This window comes from Prevotella falsenii DSM 22864 = JCM 15124 (assembly GCF_000613945.1).
Lineage (GTDB): Bacteria > Bacteroidota > Bacteroidia > Bacteroidales > Bacteroidaceae > Prevotella > Prevotella falsenii.
Genome location: NZ_BAJY01000001.1, coordinates 39,822 through 56,556 on the forward strand (window position 1 = coordinate 39,822; position 16,735 = coordinate 56,556).

At 41.4% G+C, this 16,735-nt stretch carries 14 protein-coding genes and 2 pseudogenes; 12 read left to right on the plus strand and 4 right to left on the minus strand.

Annotated features, from left to right (window positions below):
• The first annotated feature begins 4 nt into the window (after window positions 1-4).
• A complete protein-coding gene (locus JCM15124_RS00165) occupies window positions 5-1,210 on the plus strand; it encodes an acetate/propionate family kinase (protein ID WP_024997800.1) in 1,206 nt (401 codons plus the stop codon).
• Window positions 1,211-1,358: 148 nt separating this feature from the next.
• On the opposite strand, the gene JCM15124_RS00170 is transcribed toward JCM15124_RS00165, so the two are convergent.
• Entirely contained in the window at window positions 1,359-1,937 is a 579-nt protein-coding gene (locus tag JCM15124_RS00170) for a DUF417 family protein (protein WP_024997801.1), read from the minus strand.
• A gap of 626 nt (window positions 1,938-2,563) precedes the next feature.
• Between JCM15124_RS00170 and JCM15124_RS12595 the strand changes: the two genes are divergently transcribed.
• Both JCM15124_RS12595 and JCM15124_RS15610 read left to right on the plus strand, forming a co-directional pair.
• On the plus strand, window positions 2,564-3,250 hold the full coding sequence (locus tag JCM15124_RS12595) for a response regulator transcription factor (protein WP_306303118.1): 687 nt from the start codon (window positions 2,564-2,566) through the stop codon (window positions 3,248-3,250).
• Between the two features lie 83 nt (window positions 3,251-3,333).
• Window positions 3,334-3,540: a hypothetical protein gene (locus JCM15124_RS15610; protein ID WP_156930565.1), complete on the plus strand. Its 207-nt coding sequence runs from the start codon at window positions 3,334-3,336 to the stop codon at window positions 3,538-3,540.
• 248 nt (window positions 3,541-3,788) lie between these two features.
• Here JCM15124_RS15610 and JCM15124_RS00180 read toward each other — a convergent pair whose 3' ends face one another.
• On the minus strand, window positions 3,789-5,786 hold the full coding sequence (locus JCM15124_RS00180; RefSeq protein WP_232220018.1) for a leucine-rich repeat domain-containing protein: 1,998 nt from the start codon (window positions 5,784-5,786) through the stop codon (window positions 3,789-3,791).
• An 891-nt stretch (window positions 5,787-6,677) separates the two neighbouring features.
• Here JCM15124_RS00180 and pyrE point away from each other — a divergent pair.
• The 5 genes from pyrE to JCM15124_RS00210 all read left to right on the plus strand — a co-directional run bounded on the left by pyrE (window position 6,678) and on the right by JCM15124_RS00210 (window position 11,130).
• Window positions 6,678-7,310: an orotate phosphoribosyltransferase gene (pyrE, locus tag JCM15124_RS00190; RefSeq protein WP_024997803.1), complete on the plus strand. Its 633-nt coding sequence runs from the start codon at window positions 6,678-6,680 to the stop codon at window positions 7,308-7,310.
• Window positions 7,311-7,724, plus strand: coding sequence for an SRPBCC family protein (locus tag JCM15124_RS00195; RefSeq protein WP_024997804.1), 414 nt, complete (start codon window positions 7,311-7,313; stop codon window positions 7,722-7,724).
• Between the two features lie 283 nt (window positions 7,725-8,007).
• A complete protein-coding gene (locus JCM15124_RS00200; RefSeq protein ID WP_156930567.1) occupies window positions 8,008-8,565 on the plus strand; it encodes a hypothetical protein in 558 nt (185 codons plus the stop codon).
• Window positions 8,566-8,620: 55 nt separating this feature from the next.
• A complete protein-coding gene (locus JCM15124_RS00205; RefSeq protein ID WP_024997806.1) occupies window positions 8,621-10,090 on the plus strand; it encodes a DUF3696 domain-containing protein in 1,470 nt (489 codons plus the stop codon).
• A complete protein-coding gene (locus tag JCM15124_RS00210) occupies window positions 10,084-11,130 on the plus strand; it encodes a hypothetical protein (protein ID WP_024997807.1) in 1,047 nt (348 codons plus the stop codon). The genes JCM15124_RS00205 and JCM15124_RS00210 overlap by 7 nt, the downstream gene beginning before the upstream one ends.
• Before the next feature lie 141 nt (window positions 11,131-11,271).
• Here JCM15124_RS00210 and JCM15124_RS12600 read toward each other — a convergent pair.
• Window positions 11,272-11,906 (minus strand): annotated as a pseudogene (locus JCM15124_RS12600) (DUF4294 domain-containing protein).
• A 131-nt stretch (window positions 11,907-12,037) separates the two neighbouring features.
• Here JCM15124_RS12600 and JCM15124_RS00220 point away from each other — a divergent pair.
• Both JCM15124_RS00220 and JCM15124_RS15615 read left to right on the plus strand, forming a co-directional pair.
• Window positions 12,038-12,628 carry a hypothetical protein gene (locus tag JCM15124_RS00220; protein WP_024997808.1) on the plus strand — a complete coding sequence of 197 codons (591 nt, stop codon included), beginning with the start codon at window positions 12,038-12,040 and terminating at the stop codon, window positions 12,626-12,628.
• Window positions 12,629-12,663: 35 nt separating this feature from the next.
• Window positions 12,664-12,891: a hypothetical protein gene (locus JCM15124_RS15615; protein ID WP_156930569.1), complete on the plus strand. Its 228-nt coding sequence runs from the start codon at window positions 12,664-12,666 to the stop codon at window positions 12,889-12,891.
• Between the two features lie 13 nt (window positions 12,892-12,904).
• Here JCM15124_RS15615 and JCM15124_RS12605 read toward each other — a convergent pair.
• Window positions 12,905-14,343, minus strand: a pseudogene (locus tag JCM15124_RS12605) (C69 family dipeptidase).
• Window positions 14,344-14,593: 250 nt separating this feature from the next.
• On the opposite strand from JCM15124_RS12605, the gene JCM15124_RS00230 reads away from it, so the two are divergent.
• On the plus strand, window positions 14,594-15,973 hold the full coding sequence (locus JCM15124_RS00230; RefSeq protein WP_024997809.1) for a DUF6242 domain-containing protein: 1,380 nt from the start codon (window positions 14,594-14,596) through the stop codon (window positions 15,971-15,973).
• A gap of 65 nt (window positions 15,974-16,038) precedes the next feature.
• On the plus strand, window positions 16,039-16,731 hold the full coding sequence (gene porG / locus JCM15124_RS00235) for a type IX secretion system protein PorG (RefSeq protein ID WP_024997810.1): 693 nt from the start codon (window positions 16,039-16,041) through the stop codon (window positions 16,729-16,731).
• Window positions 16,732-16,735 lie beyond the last annotated feature (4 nt).

The window sequence follows — 16,735 nt, forward strand, 5'->3', positions numbered from 1 at the left end:
TATTATGAAGATATTAGTTTTAAATTGTGGTAGTAGCTCTATCAAGTACAAATTGTACGATATGGCTGACGAAAGTGTGCTTGCACAAGGTGGTGCAGAGCGTGTCGGTTTGGACGAAGCATTCGTAAAGGTTACGTTGAAAGACGGCAGCAAAGAAAAGATTATGCACGACATGCCCGACCATAAGGAAGGTGTTAAGTTTGTTTTCCAGCTCTTGCTCGACCCCAAATATGGTGCATTGAAGAGCTTGGACGAAATCGACGCCGTCGGACACCGCATCGTGCAGGGCGGCGACTTGTTTGAGAAGAGCTGCATCGTAACCAAAGAGGTTGAAGAAGGTATAGAAAGCCTCATCGACCTCGCACCTGTTCACAACTTAGGACACCTCCGCGGACTAAGGGCGGTAGACGCTTTAATGCCTCATACACCACAGGTAACAGTGTTCGACAATGCTTTCCACAGCACCATGCCGCCTCACGCATACCTTTATGCCGTACCTTACGAGATGTACGAGAAGTACCATGTTCGTCGTTACGGCTTTCATGGAACCAGTCATCGCTACGTTTCAAAACGTGCTTGCGAGTTTCTCGGTGTAGACTATAAGAGCCAGAAGATAATCACTTGCCATATCGGTAACGGTGCGTCAATGGCTGCAATCAAGGACGGAAAAGTAATCGACACATCAATGGGTCTTACTCCTTTGGCGGGTATGATGATGGGTTCACGTTGCGGAGACATCGATGCTTCAGCCGTAACCTACATGATGGAGAAACTTGGAAAGACTCCGCAGGAAATGGCAGACTACCTGAACAAGGAAAGCGGCGTGCTCGGTATCACCGGAATCAGCTCGGATATGCGCGAAATCGAAGCAGCTGAAGCAGCCGGCAACGAACGTGCTATTCTCGCTTTGAAGATGTATTCATACCGCATTAAGAAATATATCGGTGCTTATGCAGCAGCAATGGGCGGCGTAGATATGATTATCTGGACGGCAGGTGTTGGCGAAAACCAAATCGGTCTTCGTATGGATTCTTGCGAAGGACTTGAGTTCCTCGGCATCAAGATGGACGCTGAAAAGAACAACTGCCGCGGTGTAGAGCGTATTCTCTCTGCCGACGACTCAAAGGTAAAGGTATTGTTGATACCTACCGATGAAGAAATTGTTATCGCTCGCGATACGCAAGAACTCGTTCTTGAAGCTAAGAAATAAGATAAAACATATCGACGTAATGGAAATTGGGTAGGCTGAAAACCTCTAGTGAGGGACAGCTACCCAATTTCCATTACGCCGATACTTTCTAATCTTATTAAGACTGTCAGCCCTATCACAATCATAGGACTTTCAAATCTTTATCGGACTACTTCTTCAAAATGCGCTGTGCACAATCCGACAGCACAACAACTGCCGAGGCAAGTATACATACGTCCTTTATAACCAATCGACCGGCACCTGTCAATAATGGGAAACCGTGTTCGCCACTACCAAGGTCGGGCACCCATACTTCAGGTGTGGTGATGAGAAAAGATAGCGTACCCAAAGTCATTAGTATGACTAACCCTGTGCCTACAAAGCCTATCTTCGGAAACCAAATACCCAACAACGTCAAAATACCAAACGACATAATAGCCAAACCTAATCCGTGAGAGAACGTATAGGTGTTATTTGCCTCGTGCCATTCGTGTTTAACCTTGTCGAATTCGCCCTCTTTAAGTTTATAGTCCTTATATTCAGGTGCGTCCTTGGCATAGAAAAAGCTCATGAACGGACTATTGGCAACAAAGGGAACAATGCCTTCTGCCTCGTAGTTCCAGAATTTCAAACCACCAATCCATATAAAGATAATAAAGATTGCGATACGCACTAAATGGATACCTAAACCTTTCAGCGATGCTGCCAGTTCGAGAACGAACTGTACCAATGATGCAATTTTGTTCATAAAAGTCTAATCTTAAAGTGTTATGTCTTGTTTATTAAAATGAATAAATAGCTGCAGTGCAACAACATTTCTTGCTGCCAATTACTGCAAACAACCAACCTTAATTGGTTAATCGGTTTGCAAAGATATGTATTTATTGTCAAATATCAAGCAAGATAATTGTATTTATTACAAATTTACATCTGTTTAATCATTCACGAATGCAAGTTCGAAGAACTATTCACATATATCAAGGCTGGCATTTTAAAATAGTTTGGACACTTCTTACTTCTGATTTGCGCAGGCAAAATGCCAGTTCAACAAATTACTTATACGTAAATAAATATTTCTTTACGTGTAAATAAATTCTTACTTACGTGTAGAAAAATATTTCTTTACGTGTAAATAATTTAGTAATACCCTTTCATTCTCACCAAAAAGATTTGTTTCGGCGATTGTTCCCTAAACTTCTGATTACTTTAAGACCCACGTATTGGCAGTATTATTGTTGGTTTCGGAGTAGTTTTCCATCTCTACTCCAGTTAAAATGTTTTCTTATTTCTCACAAAATGTAATGTTTTTATATATGTATAGCGTATTAAAAAAATATTTTGTACCTTTGCTTCACTAAACATAAAACCGAACGTATGAAACCTTATGCATCTGTAATTGTGTTTTTAGCATTGCTCTTGTCATCGGCATTGACAAGCGTAAATAGTTACAACCGTACGAAAGATACGATAGTGAACGATATGAATCAGGCGTTGGCGAGAACACTTTCCGAAAAGCAGGAAGCGTGGATAACGCCCGATACCATTATGAATTATAGGCAAAAGCTGAAGATTGACATACTCCGCAACGAGTCGTTTGTTACCTATGCACTTGCCAATAGTTCGAGAACGCTATGCAGCCAACCCATGAAATGGACGGGGAACGACAACAGAAACGTGGCTTTCCAGTCGTATGCCACCTGTTCTTTCCTTACCATCTATGAGCTTTCCGACCAGCGTTCTGCCACCTTGCTCTTGCTTTTGTCCATTATTTGGCTTGTCGGTTCGGTTTATTGGTTACGGAAACATAAATTGGGCACACTCGTTTTCAGCAGTTTAATCTACTCAAACGATAAGCAAACCTTCTACGATTTAAAGCAAATGCCCATTCCGTTCACACCAATGCAGCAACAACTGATGCTGCTTTTCATTGCTTCTGCCAACTATCAGCTGTCGAAACAAACTATTTGCGATGCACTTTGGCCTAAGAAGCCCGATGCAACCGAAACACTCTACACCCTTATTCGGCGTATAAAGCCATATTGCAGAAGTATGCAGGCTTGAATATCGTTACCGAACGGGGTGGCAACTATCGTTTGGAAAAGCAATAAAGCCCAATCGGTTCATTAGGACGCATTTGCTTAGATTTGTTAGTACCGTCATGCTTCCTTACCGGTTTCGTCCGCTTGCCGGCATCTGCGCAGCCATTACATCTCGCCGTAGCCCGCTACGCCTTCGATGAAATGCCGGCACAGCTGCTCAACAATCAAACAAAACCGGTCAAGGACGCTAATGAACGACTAGGGTTAAAAACACGCCCGCCTTGTAAAGATAATTCTCTTGAAAAACGATAACTGCGCTTTGGCATTGCGAAAGCGACTGTTTTGCGATGCAAAACAGTCGCTTTTATCGTGTAAAACCTACGCTTTTGGAATGCAAAACAATAGGTTATGCAATGCGTTGATAACAAGATGGTTATGCAACGGATATGACTGTGAAAGATATTTATAGCTTTATTGCTTGCTTTTTTGCCGCATAAAGACACGAAAACGTGTAGTCCTGAATGAGCATTATCTACAACATCAGCATGTCCGGCAGCTGCTTACTTCACTACGAAACTATGGCTCACACCGTCCACAACGAGAATATAACAGCCCTTTGCTGCGTTGTCGAGCGCAATTGTGCACGCACCTTCGCCGTTGGTGCGCATGTCTGCCACCTTCGTACCGTTGGTTGTGTAGAGCAAAATCTTAGCGTTTGCCTTTGCATTGCTTACTGTAACCTTACGTGTTGCAGCATTATAATCGATGTTGATGCCTGCTGCTTCGACTGCATCGATACCTGTCGGATTTTCGCAACCGGTACCGTCGCCCTCCACATCGACCTTCCAACCCTTATCGGTCGCAATCTTTGTATGGCTGATAGTAGTTTCCGGATTGCCGTTTATTACCAATTTGATGGTTGAGTGCTTAACGGTTGGCAAAGATTTGTAGAGTCTATTCAGTTCGCAAGCGTCAAGAGAATTATCGCTAACCTTTACTGCGTCCAAATTAGCAAAGCTTCGAGGCAGTTTGAGAGCCGTAAGATGAGCATCGTGCGCATTCAAATTGAAGAGATTCGGCAGATATTCAATGTCGAGCTTCTGCAGATTTGTTTCGGAAACATCGAGCCGTTGGATAGCTTCCGACCTGTCGTAGTTAAGCACAGTTAAAGCCTTACAGCCGGATACGTTGAGCGTTTTCAGTTTAGATTGCGCAGAAAGGTCTATCGATGCAAGCGATATGTTGTCGTTCAATTCAACTTCTTCCAAATCGGAATTGGCTGCAAACTTAACCGAATTCAGAATATTTATTCCCGATTTAAGAACTTTCAGTTTGGTATTGGCACTCAGGTCTAACGCTTCAAGGGCATTGTGAGCAATGTTGATAACCTCCAACAATGGGTTCTTGGAGAAATCTGCGGCGGTAAATCTTTTACCATTTGACACACATTCTATTTGTGTAATGTCGCCATAGAACTGAATGGTTGTTGCATCAACAGCCTTATAGACGGGTGCTTCGCCGGTTTCTAAAACCGAATTGATGATTTTTTCTTTAAAGTCGGCGTTACCTTCCTTCACCCAAATCTTTGTATTGTCCCTCTTTGCAGCCAACTTAACCTTAATATCTAAGTTGCTTACAACCGTCAAGGTTATGATGGGAGCATCGGCAGGAGGTACTATTGGTGTTGCGCAACCGGTTCCGTCGCCTTCCACATCGGGTATCCAGCCCTTGTCTTTTGCTATATTTGTGTTGCACGTCGTAGTGCCTCTGTTGTCTTCAATGCCAAGATTTGGTTCAGTAGCTTTCGTTTTTGGCAATGCTCTGAATATATCGTCTAATGCGCAGGCATCAAGTAAATTGCTTTGAAGAGATACCACGCTCAGGTTCTTAGCATTCGTAGGGAACTTTGCAGCGGTAAGTTTACTGCCGTATCCGCCAAATTGTTCGAGCGCAGACAAGTCGCTAATATCCAACTTTTGCATGCCTGTGCCATTCATATACAGAATTTTAAGAGCGGCATTGTTCTTGAATACCATTGCGGTTAATGCTCCACATTCGTTTACATTCACCTTTTCCAACTTGGTTTGGTCGGAGAAATTCACTTCGGCAAGTTCCCTGTTGTTGTTCAGGTCTATATCTTGCAACTCGGAATTAGGGGCTAATTTTATTGAAGTAATGTTATTGTAACCACACTTCAGCTTTTTAATGCCGGTGTTAGCCAATAGGTCTAATGCTGTTAAATGGCATCTTTCGGCAGTAATTTCCTCGATTAGTTTGTTCTTGGAAGCATCAATTGCAAGCACCTTTGTGTATTGCTTTGAACAGTCCATCTTTGTTACATCGCCATAAACATACATTGTGCCCGAGGGAGAAGTGAAAGACTGCGATGCGCCCATAGTAGAATTGATAGTTACTTGCTGGAAGCCATCACCGCCATTGTTCAGCCAGATAAGCGTATTATCTTTGTTGGCAGCAAACTTTACAAAGACTTTCTTGTTCTTTGCAACCGTCATTTTAATGAGTGGAGCATTTTCGGGAGGCATCTGAGTTTGTGCCATTGCATTCCCGACAAATAGCATAAGCAGCATAGAGAGTAAGCTCCATTTCTTTAAGAAGTAATTCTGTTTCATGTTCCGATTTAATTTAAGTTTCACAAAATAGTTAATATTTAAATGTACTCCCATTCTAAATGGGATATAGTTTTTAAAGTTTTATGGCACGTACTGTCCGTTTATAGTATCTATTTTACAAATATATGAATAAAAAAGAATAATAGCAAATAAAATGATTGCATTTTTATCAGATAGCTAACAAAATGTATTGATTTTATCAGAAATAAGTAAAATATGAATAAGAAACAAAGAAACAATAACCAAAAGAAACGTGAGTTCGGCATAAGAAAACAGGGTAAGCAAGGCTATTTCTCAGATGTTTTTAATCAAATTCACTAATGAAACAGTGAGATATTTTCAGTTTAACTTTGTAATGATAATTCCCTTAAAAAATGATAACTGCGTTTTGACGTTGCGAAAGCGGCTGTTTTGCAACGCAAAACCTACGCTTTTACCGTGCAAAACAGCCGCTTTTGGAACGCGAAACAATAGGTTTTGTAATGCGCTGTCGGATAGATGGTTAAGCAACAGTTACGTTTGTGAAGAATATTTACATCTCTGTTGTCTTCTTTTCGTTTATGATTAACATGAGTTCGGTGTAAGAATTTGAGGACGAAGATGCTTCATTTCTTTTTGAGTATAAGCACATTAAGCCATAACCGGTTCTTTCTTTAAGTATCTTAATGAATAATATACCGGTGCATTTTTTATACCGAACTCACATTCAATAATTGATATTTTTGCCAAAGCATTGAAAAATACATCACTGTTCGCTTTGCTTATCATCAGTAATTCGTTATCTTTGCAGCAGTAAACAGAAAGCATACTAATCAATATATGGAAGATTTAAGGAAAACATTTGCAGGCAAACTGCTCGGAATTAAAGCCATTAAGTTGCAGCCCAACGACCCTTTCACGTGGGCAAGTGGCTGGAAATCGCCTTTCTACTGCGACAATCGCAAAACTTTATCGTACCACGATGTGCGCTCGTTCGTAAAATTGGAGCTTGTTCACGCTATCTTGGCGAACTTCCCGGAGGCTACGGCAGTGGCAGGAGTGGCAACAGGTGCCATTGCACAAGGCGCATTGGTAGCCGAAGAGCTTGCAATGCCGTATGCATACGTTCGTCCGAAACCCAAAGACCACGGCATGAAGAACCAAATAGAAGGCGAATTGCCTGAAGGCGCAAAGGTTGTGGTGGTGGAAGATTTGATTTCTACGGGCGGTTCATCGCTCAAAGCTGTTGCCGCATTGCGCGAAGCAGGCTTCGAAGTGGTAGGTATGGTGGCTTCTTACACTTACGGTTTCCCGGTCGCAGAAGAGGCTTTCAAGGAAGCTAACGTACGATTGGTTACGCTTACCGACTATCAGAGCGTGGTGGAAAAAGCATTAGAAACAGGTTATATTAATAAGGAAGAAGTGCCAATGCTTGACGAATGGCGCAAAGACCCTGCAAATTGGAAGAAGTAAATGAGTAAATTTGAAAGTAGCATAAAGCAGATTGCTTATCCTCAGCAAAGTGTTTACAATATGCTGAGCGACCTTACAAACATAGAACGTGTAAAGGATAAAGTGCCCGAAGATAAGTTGCAGGGCCTGACTTTCGACAAAGACACCATCTCGGTGAGCGTCCCTCCCGTTGGACAAGTGTCTATGCGGATTATAGAACGCGACGAACCGAAGACCATAAAGTTTGCAAGCGAAAACTCGCCGATGTCGTTCAACTTTTGGATTCAGATACTCCCGGTAGACGAAACCGCTTCAAAAATGAAGCTGACTATCGACGCCGACATTCCTTTCTTTGCAAAAAGCATGGTTTCCGGACCATTGCAGGAAGGCATAGAGAAGATTGCCGATGCCTTGGCAATGATTCCGTTTGAATAGGGAAAGAGCCTTGTTGTAACAATACTATCGCAGCATAAGACGGTAACAGCTGAGGTGTTATTAAAAAATAAATATAAGAAACTCACTTCAGTATAAGCTTTTGTGGGTAAAAGAATAAGAACAAATTGCAATAAAACACTAAATTATAATCGCTTTTTAGCTGTTTTATAAGATTTATTATCTATATTTGCAATAGCAAATACCTAATTAGAAATAAATGAAAAGACTAATAAACCTTACCATAAAGGGTTCTGCAGAGTACCTCATTCAACTGTTGAACAAAATGAAAGCAGAAGATAATTCTGATTTTGGATATAATGAAGAGTTATCTAATGGTATGGCTCTCAGCGACTTTATCCCTATCGAATGTGTAGCATGCTTTGTTGCAAAGACCAAGCAGCTATTCCATTCAAAAGTATATATACTTATAAATATTGACGAAGAAAAAGATACAAATTCATATCTGTGGATTCCCAATATCGTATCTTCTGATGTAGATGATTTAGAAAAAGACGGATACAACAAGGTTGTAAAGGCTTTTATTTCGCAAGTTATAACCAAACATATAAGTCGTGATAAGATTCTCTTGACAGAAGAAGAAGTACAGCTCTCTGATATCATCTCAAAAAAGACGTATGAACGATTAGAAACTTGGGAAAGGACTTCCGATCATAACTCACCATTCTCCCATCCTCTTGACCGTAATAAATGGATGGCTTTCATTTGTTCTGCATTTATAAATGAAGATGATAAGAAAATGAACTCTGGCATACTTGAGGATTGGTTACGAGAAGATAAAGAATGGGGAACTTATCTTAACAATATCATTGACAAAGTCTGATAAAATACACTGACGACATAGAATTACTTCATTATTATTATAATAATAAATTATAATGGAAACACTTAGATTAGTCAATTATAAATGTTTTGAAGATACTGATACTTTCAGCTTTAAACCTATTAATCTATTGGTAGGTTCCAACAGTAGTGGGAAAAGTTCTTTTTTGGAAATCCTCGCACTGATTAAACAGAGTATTGGAGTAAGGAAGAACGGTGCTCTCCTTTGGAGCAGTGAAGATGGCATCGACACTCAAGATTTTAGAAATACTGTAAGGAACGGAGAAGGAGATATTACATTTACTTTCAAAATTAAGACATCTAAGTTCTCCTTTAGCGTCCCAAAAGATATAGTTTTTGCTGATATAACCTTAACTATTGGTCAAGAGGATAACAAAGCCGACTACATTAAGTCAATACGAATTGATTGTGGAGACCATATAGAAATCAGTTTTACTAACACGCTCGTATCTTCTATTAAGATTAATGAAGAGTCTATCAATCCTACAAAACACTCTCAATATGCAGAATTGGGTAAAGAAATCATCCCTAATATAGATTTTATAGATTCTGAGACTTCATATAAAGCCTATGAAGAAAAACGCAAATACGAAAAGGAACTATGGAAAAAGATAGGTGTAACATCAGATAAACATTTATTTCTCAACTTTATATTATCCCGATCCCTATTAAATAAAAAAGTCCAACGAGAAAGACTGATAGATAAAATAGGAAATATAGATGATAAGTTATTTGAAGAACTTCATAATTACATTATCTATTCTGAGATTAATACAATTATAGACAAAATTAATGATTATTTAAGAAACTTCACCGACAATCTTATCTATATTAAGCCTTTACGTGCAGAGTCCAAACGCACTTATCCCAATAGTAACATCGCTATAGACAGTGTTTCCCCCGATGGAAAGAACGTCCCTTCCTATCTACTGAACTTGAAACAAACCAATCTATTAGATTCATTTAATAAATGGTTGTCAGACTTTTACAACTTCAAAGTAGACATAGCACAGACAATGAGTCTTGTACAGGTTCTGATAGAAGAAGAAGGGAAGCCTAAACGCAATATTGCTGACGTAGGTTGTGGTTATTCTCAGATATTGCCTGTTACTCTGTCTATATGGGACTCCATATTTATCGACCGTGATGATGACACATCTAGAAGAATAAGGAAGTATCCAAGGTTTGTCGTAATAGAACAGCCAGAGTTACACTTACACCCACGTATGCAAGGACAGTTTGCTAGTATGATTTACAAGACCATAGAGATAGCACGGAAGAATGAGATTGACTTACGTTTTTTGGTAGAAACTCATTCTGAAGTCATTGTTAATAAAATAGGATTATTGGTAGCAGAAAGTGCAAATCTATCTGTTGATGACGTGAGTGTTATCTTGTTCAATGCAAAAGAAGAGGGAATGGAACAGAATGTATCTTATTCATCTTTTGACAAGGATGGATACCTAAGCAATTGGCCTTACGGATTCTTTGACGATATATGCTAATTAAAGTAGAGGAAGATTTTGTAGACAAAGTCCTTCAAGGGAAGAACGAAGAGTTTGTCAATGTATTGCGTAGATTATTATGGGCAATACAGTTCGGCAAACATATAGTATTCTTTGATCTATCTGATTATGATAGACTAATGCAATGCCCTTTATTAGGACATATAGAAAAAGCATTATTACAGAAAGTAAAGAAAAAGAACTATCAAATAAAAGCTATAAAATCAGAAGTTAATATAATCTGCCATGTTACTACAAAAGAAAATACTCGGCAAGAAGATAAGGATATCTACATTAACCCTACAGAATATCTTGGTTTCAATTTTGAAGAAGAAACGCATCTGATAACAGAAAATCTATCGGACGCTCGTTTCTTTGTAAAATATATCTTATCTAATTACCAAAGGAAAAACAAGACGAAAAATATAGCTACTAACTTCTTTAGTCTGATGGGCGGAGGTTCTACTATTGGGCAAGTCATTAAGCAAGAAGTAGAACTTAAACAGCACTTCGCATTTGCCATAACAGACAGTGATAAAAAATATCCAACATGTAACAAGAAAGGTGACACTTGCAAGTCTGTAGAGAAAGAATTAAGGAAGAAACCTTTCAATTGTGGGCATTACATTATGCAAAATGTGATGGAAATAGAGAACTTACTACCTCTTTCAGTAATATTAGAAGATAAAGAACTTAATGTGAAAAACATTAAACGCTGCATATTGAAAGACTGGTCTTTTTTTGATATGAAAAAAGGACTATACAATTCCAAAGATCCAGAATTTTATAAATATTGGTACGAAAATATCGACGCCCTTTGTATACAGAATACTTTCAAAACAGATTATAAGACGGGTTTAGAAAAATGTATAATAGAGGGCTTGGGTGAGAATGTTTTCAGTAATTTTCTAAAATTGATGGAGAAAAAAACTACGATATTTGAAGATAAAGACTTATCTGATAACCAAAAGAAAGAATGGGAAAATATTGGAAAAAATTTGATTTCTTGGTGTTGCTGTTTCAGCAAGACAAGATGCTAAATACATAAATTAGTGTTTCCAAAAATCGACAATTAGGATTTTTAATATCATACGGCGGAATCGAAAAAACTTCATCTTCTTTCCTATACGTTTCTACTGCTACGAATAAAAGCTATATAAAGGAATTTTAGAAGCACCTTATTACAGCTGCCCGGCCTCTACTTGCAGCACTATTCGCTCTACAAGACGGTCGGCACCTTTAGGGTCGTACCGCTTTTTAAGGCTGGCACCAAACACCCACGCAAAGGCTTGATAGAACCTGCACGCACGGGACCGAGGAAAGCCTGTATGAGTTCGTAGCCCGTAGAATGGGTTTCGCGGTCGATAAGTTTTATCAGCAGCTTTCCTTGCGAATAAGTAAGCTTTTTAATGCGCGGTGTATATTCCTCCTTTAAGTCTTTTTCCACTGCTTTCATGTGCGCATCGCGTTCCTTTTTGGTAGGAATGGTTTGGAGATAAGCACCCGTTTCCAATATGATTTGGTTACATTCTTTTGCCAACGGCAGCACCTTTTTTATGTTAGCCACAAGGCGGTTGTAGGCTTGGCGTTGCTTTTCGTTCTTAAATTCCATAGGCGGAAAAATGTAAATCTTGTTTGTCCGCACATATTGTATGCTGTCGTTGCCCACCTTTGCTTTGCCAATATGCACCATCGGCACAAATGTGGGAGAGTTCAGGTCTACCACACGGTCTTCCGGATTGATGTGTTCTTGCGCAAAACTACCCACGGCAATAAGCAAGAACCAAAGGGTAAATATAATTCGATAGCATTTCATAACGAGGGCAAAAGTAGCGATAATTTCGCAATCGAGTGCTTTTTTATATTATTTTATGGTTTTCTTACCTCAATAAATGCGGCGAATTGCCGTTTTATAAACAAAATCTTACAGCAAAAACGTAAAGGCTCATGAAGGTAAAAAGTATAATCAGCAAAAGCATAATGGCACTGTTGGCAGTATTCGCGCTGACAGCTTGCGGCGATAACGTAGACTATGAATACAGCAACTACCATTGCAACCTGACGATTGACAACGCTGTGCATCTCGATGCAACGCTTGCCAGTGCGATGAATGCACTCTCGCCGGGCGTATTCACAACGATAAAACCACTTTACAAAGACGGAACAAACTACTTTTACTTTAAAAACAATCAGGGAATGGAGTCGGAAAAGCGTTTCAATGCCATCGACGACAAGTTGCAAAGCCACTTGCGTATAGGTATGAACGGAGGGCTGATAGTGGGCTTTGGCAACCTTGATACGCCTGCACGCTTCTTTGCTTACGACCTGCAATGCCCCAATTGTTTCGACTTGAATGCACCGCCACTTCGCTCTTACGAACTAACGGTAAGCGGAACAGGCATTGCTGCTTGCAAAACCTGCAAGCGAACCTACAACCTTAACACAGGCGGAAACATTGTAAGTGGCGAAAAGGGCAAAACAATGACACGTTACAGAGCGAGCACAGCAGGACCAAACGGACTTCTGCGCGTATATTAAACCCCAATCTGTCATTAGGACGCATTTGCTTAGATTTGTTATTACCATCATGCTTCCTTACCGCTTTCGTCCGCTTGCCGGCAGATGTGCAGCCGTTACATCTCGCCGTAGCCCGCTACGCCTTCGATGAAATGCCGGCACAGCTACTCAACAATCGAACAAAATCAGTAAAGAACTCACGTTTTCAGGGTGTAGTTACTACGAAAAACGGGTGTACCCAAACAGCTTGTTTGGTACACCCGCCTCTATGTATGTCGTTCTAAGCAACGGCAGAGATTATGCGCCGTGGAACAGATATTCCGCTTGAATATCCTTTGTAAGCTGTGTGAACAGCTCTTCCTGCAAGCGGTCGGCAAGTTCTATGCCCATGGTGAGTATCTTGTCGGAAAATTCCTGCAACATGTCTTTTGCGCGTAAAGGCTGCGTTTTGTAAATGCGCAGATATTCTTCTTCCATTTCGCGCTGACGTTGGTCGGTTTCTGCCTCAAACTTCAGATAGGCTTCCTTGATGATTGGCGCATATTTGTTGTAGTTCACCATACCCAATGCCATCACCTTACGGAATTTCCAATAAGCCGAATCGGCACTCGATTTACCTTCGCCTTTTGTGTAAGCCTCCGGATAAGAGGTGATACCTTGATACAGCGGAAGGAATAAGCCAAGGTCTGCCATGCCCATAGCCACATAGTTTACACAACCAATGGCTTGCGGGAGTTCGGGGCGAACCTGCAAGATATGGGTCTGCGTGGTGCGGAAGATAGACACCGGGCGGTAAGGTTCTTTAGGGTTGCTGTGCAAATAAGGGTCGTGCTCCGTATTGTCGTAGTGGAAACGGAAGGCGTGGCGCATATCTGCAATGCTGATAGGCTTTTCTGCCTTGGCGTAAACAGGGAACGTATTCTTTGTAACATCGTTTTTTATGCCGGGCGAGAACATTGCCTGCAATCCCCATACACGTGGATAATTGTATGTGGTGTCGAGCTTTATGTCGCGTGCGTAGGCTTCGTGGAAATCGAAACTGCCCTTCTTGGGGTCGTACAGACCGTGCTTCTCGGCAAACTCCAAGAGGTCGTTGGAAGCCATATAGTTTTCTGTATCCAATGGGTCGTATAGGCGGAAACGGCTCTGATTGCCTGTAACGAAATACCGGTCTTTCGGCATACGGCAAGCCAACCAGCGATGACCACACGCTGTTTCAAGATACCATATCTCCTTATTATCGACAAAACCAATGCCGAAACCTTCGGCAATGCCGTGCTTTTCTATCAGCATTCCCAGTCGTTCAACGCCTTCGCGCGCCGTGCGAACGTAGGCAGAACAACGTTGAATACGGAATTCTCGGCGATACCGTTCTCTACAAGCGGGTCGTACTTCAGCACTTCGTCGCTGCTGAATATGCTTTCCGTGGCACTCATGCCCACACCGGCAGTGTTAAAGCCTGCGCTTCCCCAGTGGTTGGGCAGGCAATAGGGTGCCAATGCGCTGTACCCCAAAGCCTCTTTGGGGAGTTCGCAGCGGAAAGGACTGTCTTTTGCTACATATTCGGTTGCGCCTTCGGTTGTATCTTCGTAGATTTCGTAGTTCTTTGCCTCCATGGCGTCCCAGTCTTCGGAACGTGCCACTAACATTGAACCGTCGCTTGTCATTTCCTGTCCCACAATTATCGTGGTGCATTCTGATGGTAAATTGCTTACCAAAACTTTATTTTCTTTCATAAATATATTTGTTTTAAGATGTAACTTATAGGGGCAAATGTAGACAAAATAATTGAATTAGAGAAAGTCTTTCGCCGATTTATAATTAATTTACCTAATTGTAGGTAATCGAAATTATATCGAAAGTCTTTACTAAACAAACTTAAAAATAGGAGCTAAATTCAATAATTTACATAATTAACTATCAAAATCGGATAGTATCTAAAGAATTCTAATTAAATTTGCAGGCAAATTGTATAATTCCAACTCAATGAGAAATAAGATATATTCCCTTATAGCAATGCTGACAATAGCACTTGCGCTGACTTCGTGCTTTAACGACGATGACGAAAGAGAGGACAAAAGGTCGCGGGAGACCTCTATTGTTGCTTTCTCGCTTCAAGAAATAAAAGTTCCTCTCGATACCGTTACCAAGGCAGGAAAAGACACGACAGTTATCGCTAAATATAGGAAAATCAACAAACATAGGTTCTATATCGACCACAACAACGGAACGATTTACAACCCCGACTCGCTGCCTTACGGAGCGAGAGTGAAGGCTGTGATTGCCAATATTGTAACAAAAAGCGGAGGTACCTTATATTTCAAGTCGCTGACAGACGACAATCAGACGCCATACGCACAGAAAGACTCTATTGACTTCTCGCAACCACGCACCGTTTTCGTTTATTCGCAGAACCAAAACTTCCGTCGTACCTACACCATAACGGTAAATGTGCACAAGCAACGTGGCGACGAATTTACGTGGAAAGCATTCAACGACAATGCCGACTTTGCACTGTTCGAGAACGCAAAGATGGTAACACACGACAAGAAAATCTACGTTTTCGGAAAGAAAGGCAGTCAGACACTCGGCTACTTCACATCAGAAGAGGACGGAAACACGTGGACACAGCTTCCTGCAACCTTTGCAGCAGAGGCTTACAAGAGCGTTATCGTGAACCAAGGTGCCATCTACCTGCTCGACAACGGGCAAATCAAGCGCACTACCGATGGTAAAACGTGGGAAACAACAGGCACCGCATCGCTGCAACAACTTGTTGCTGCAAGCAAAACAGAGCTGTATGCGCTCTCTGACAGTAAAACGCTTATGGTATCGAAAGACAACGGTGCCAACTGGACAACAGAGACATTGGACACCGATGCAGCAAAACTGCCGACCGAAAGTGTCGGCTATATGTGCCGGCCATTGGCTGCAAACAGCCAAATAGACAGGGTGGTACTTTTCGGAACAAACACAACAAGCAACCATGCCATAATGTGGAGCAAGCTCGTAGACTATTCAAACACTGCAACAAACCACAAATGGTCGTTCGTAAAATCGGAAGCAAGCGAGACTTTCCTACTTCCCAAATACAACTTCCTTACCGTTCTTTATTACAACAACAAGGCAATGGCGTTCGGTGTAACAAGCGACGGCAAGTTTGCACAGGTAAAAGAAAGCAGCAACAGTGGCGTTGTCTGGACAACCAACAAGGCTTATGTCTACCCTGCTGCTACCCCTTCGGGATATTTTGCAGCCACAGCCGACAGTAAAAACTACATTTGGATTGTCAGCGGCAGCAAAGTTTGGAAAGGCAGAATAAACAGTATGGGGTGGGAAAAGCCTCAAACCGATTTTACAGAATAAACTTTCAAAGGTGGTTGTAAGGCTGTAAAGAGCCGTCCACAACCAACAAGAATAAAAGCTAAAAAATGAAACGTATCCTCTTTTATATATTGCTCTTCATCGCTTCTGCACCCGTTCAGGCGCAGGACGGCGAGGAATATAAGATGGAATTGGGTGCGGGCGTAGGATTGATGGGCTATCTTGGCGACTTCAACGGTTCGCTGACGAAAGACCTTCAGCCTATGGGAACATTATCGGCACGCTATGCTTTCAGCCCCTATATGGGACTGAAGTTCAACGTTTCGTATGGAAAGATGCAGGGAAAGTCGAGCGATGTAAATACTTACTACCCTAAGTTTTCAGCAAAGCCCTACGAATTTAGCAATGCATTGGTAGACGTTGGAGTTGCCTACGAATACAACTTCCAACCCTATGGCACAGGAAGAGAGTACAGAGGAGCACAGCGTTTTACACCCTTTGTTTCTGTCGGGTTAGGCGCAACCTACGTACAGATAAAAGACGGAGACAGGAAATCGGCTTTCTCGGCGAACCTTCCAATAGGCTTGGGCATCAAGTACAAAATGGGAGAACGCACAAATATCGGATTGGAATGGGCAATGCACTTCTGTCTTTCCGATGAGCTGGACGGACAGAAAGACCCCTACGACATAAAAAGTAGTGGAGCTTTCAAGAACACCGACTGCTATTCTACGCTGCAACTCACCTTCACTTACAGTTTTATGGCAAAGTGCCGCACTTGTCATAACGAAGACGAATAGGCAA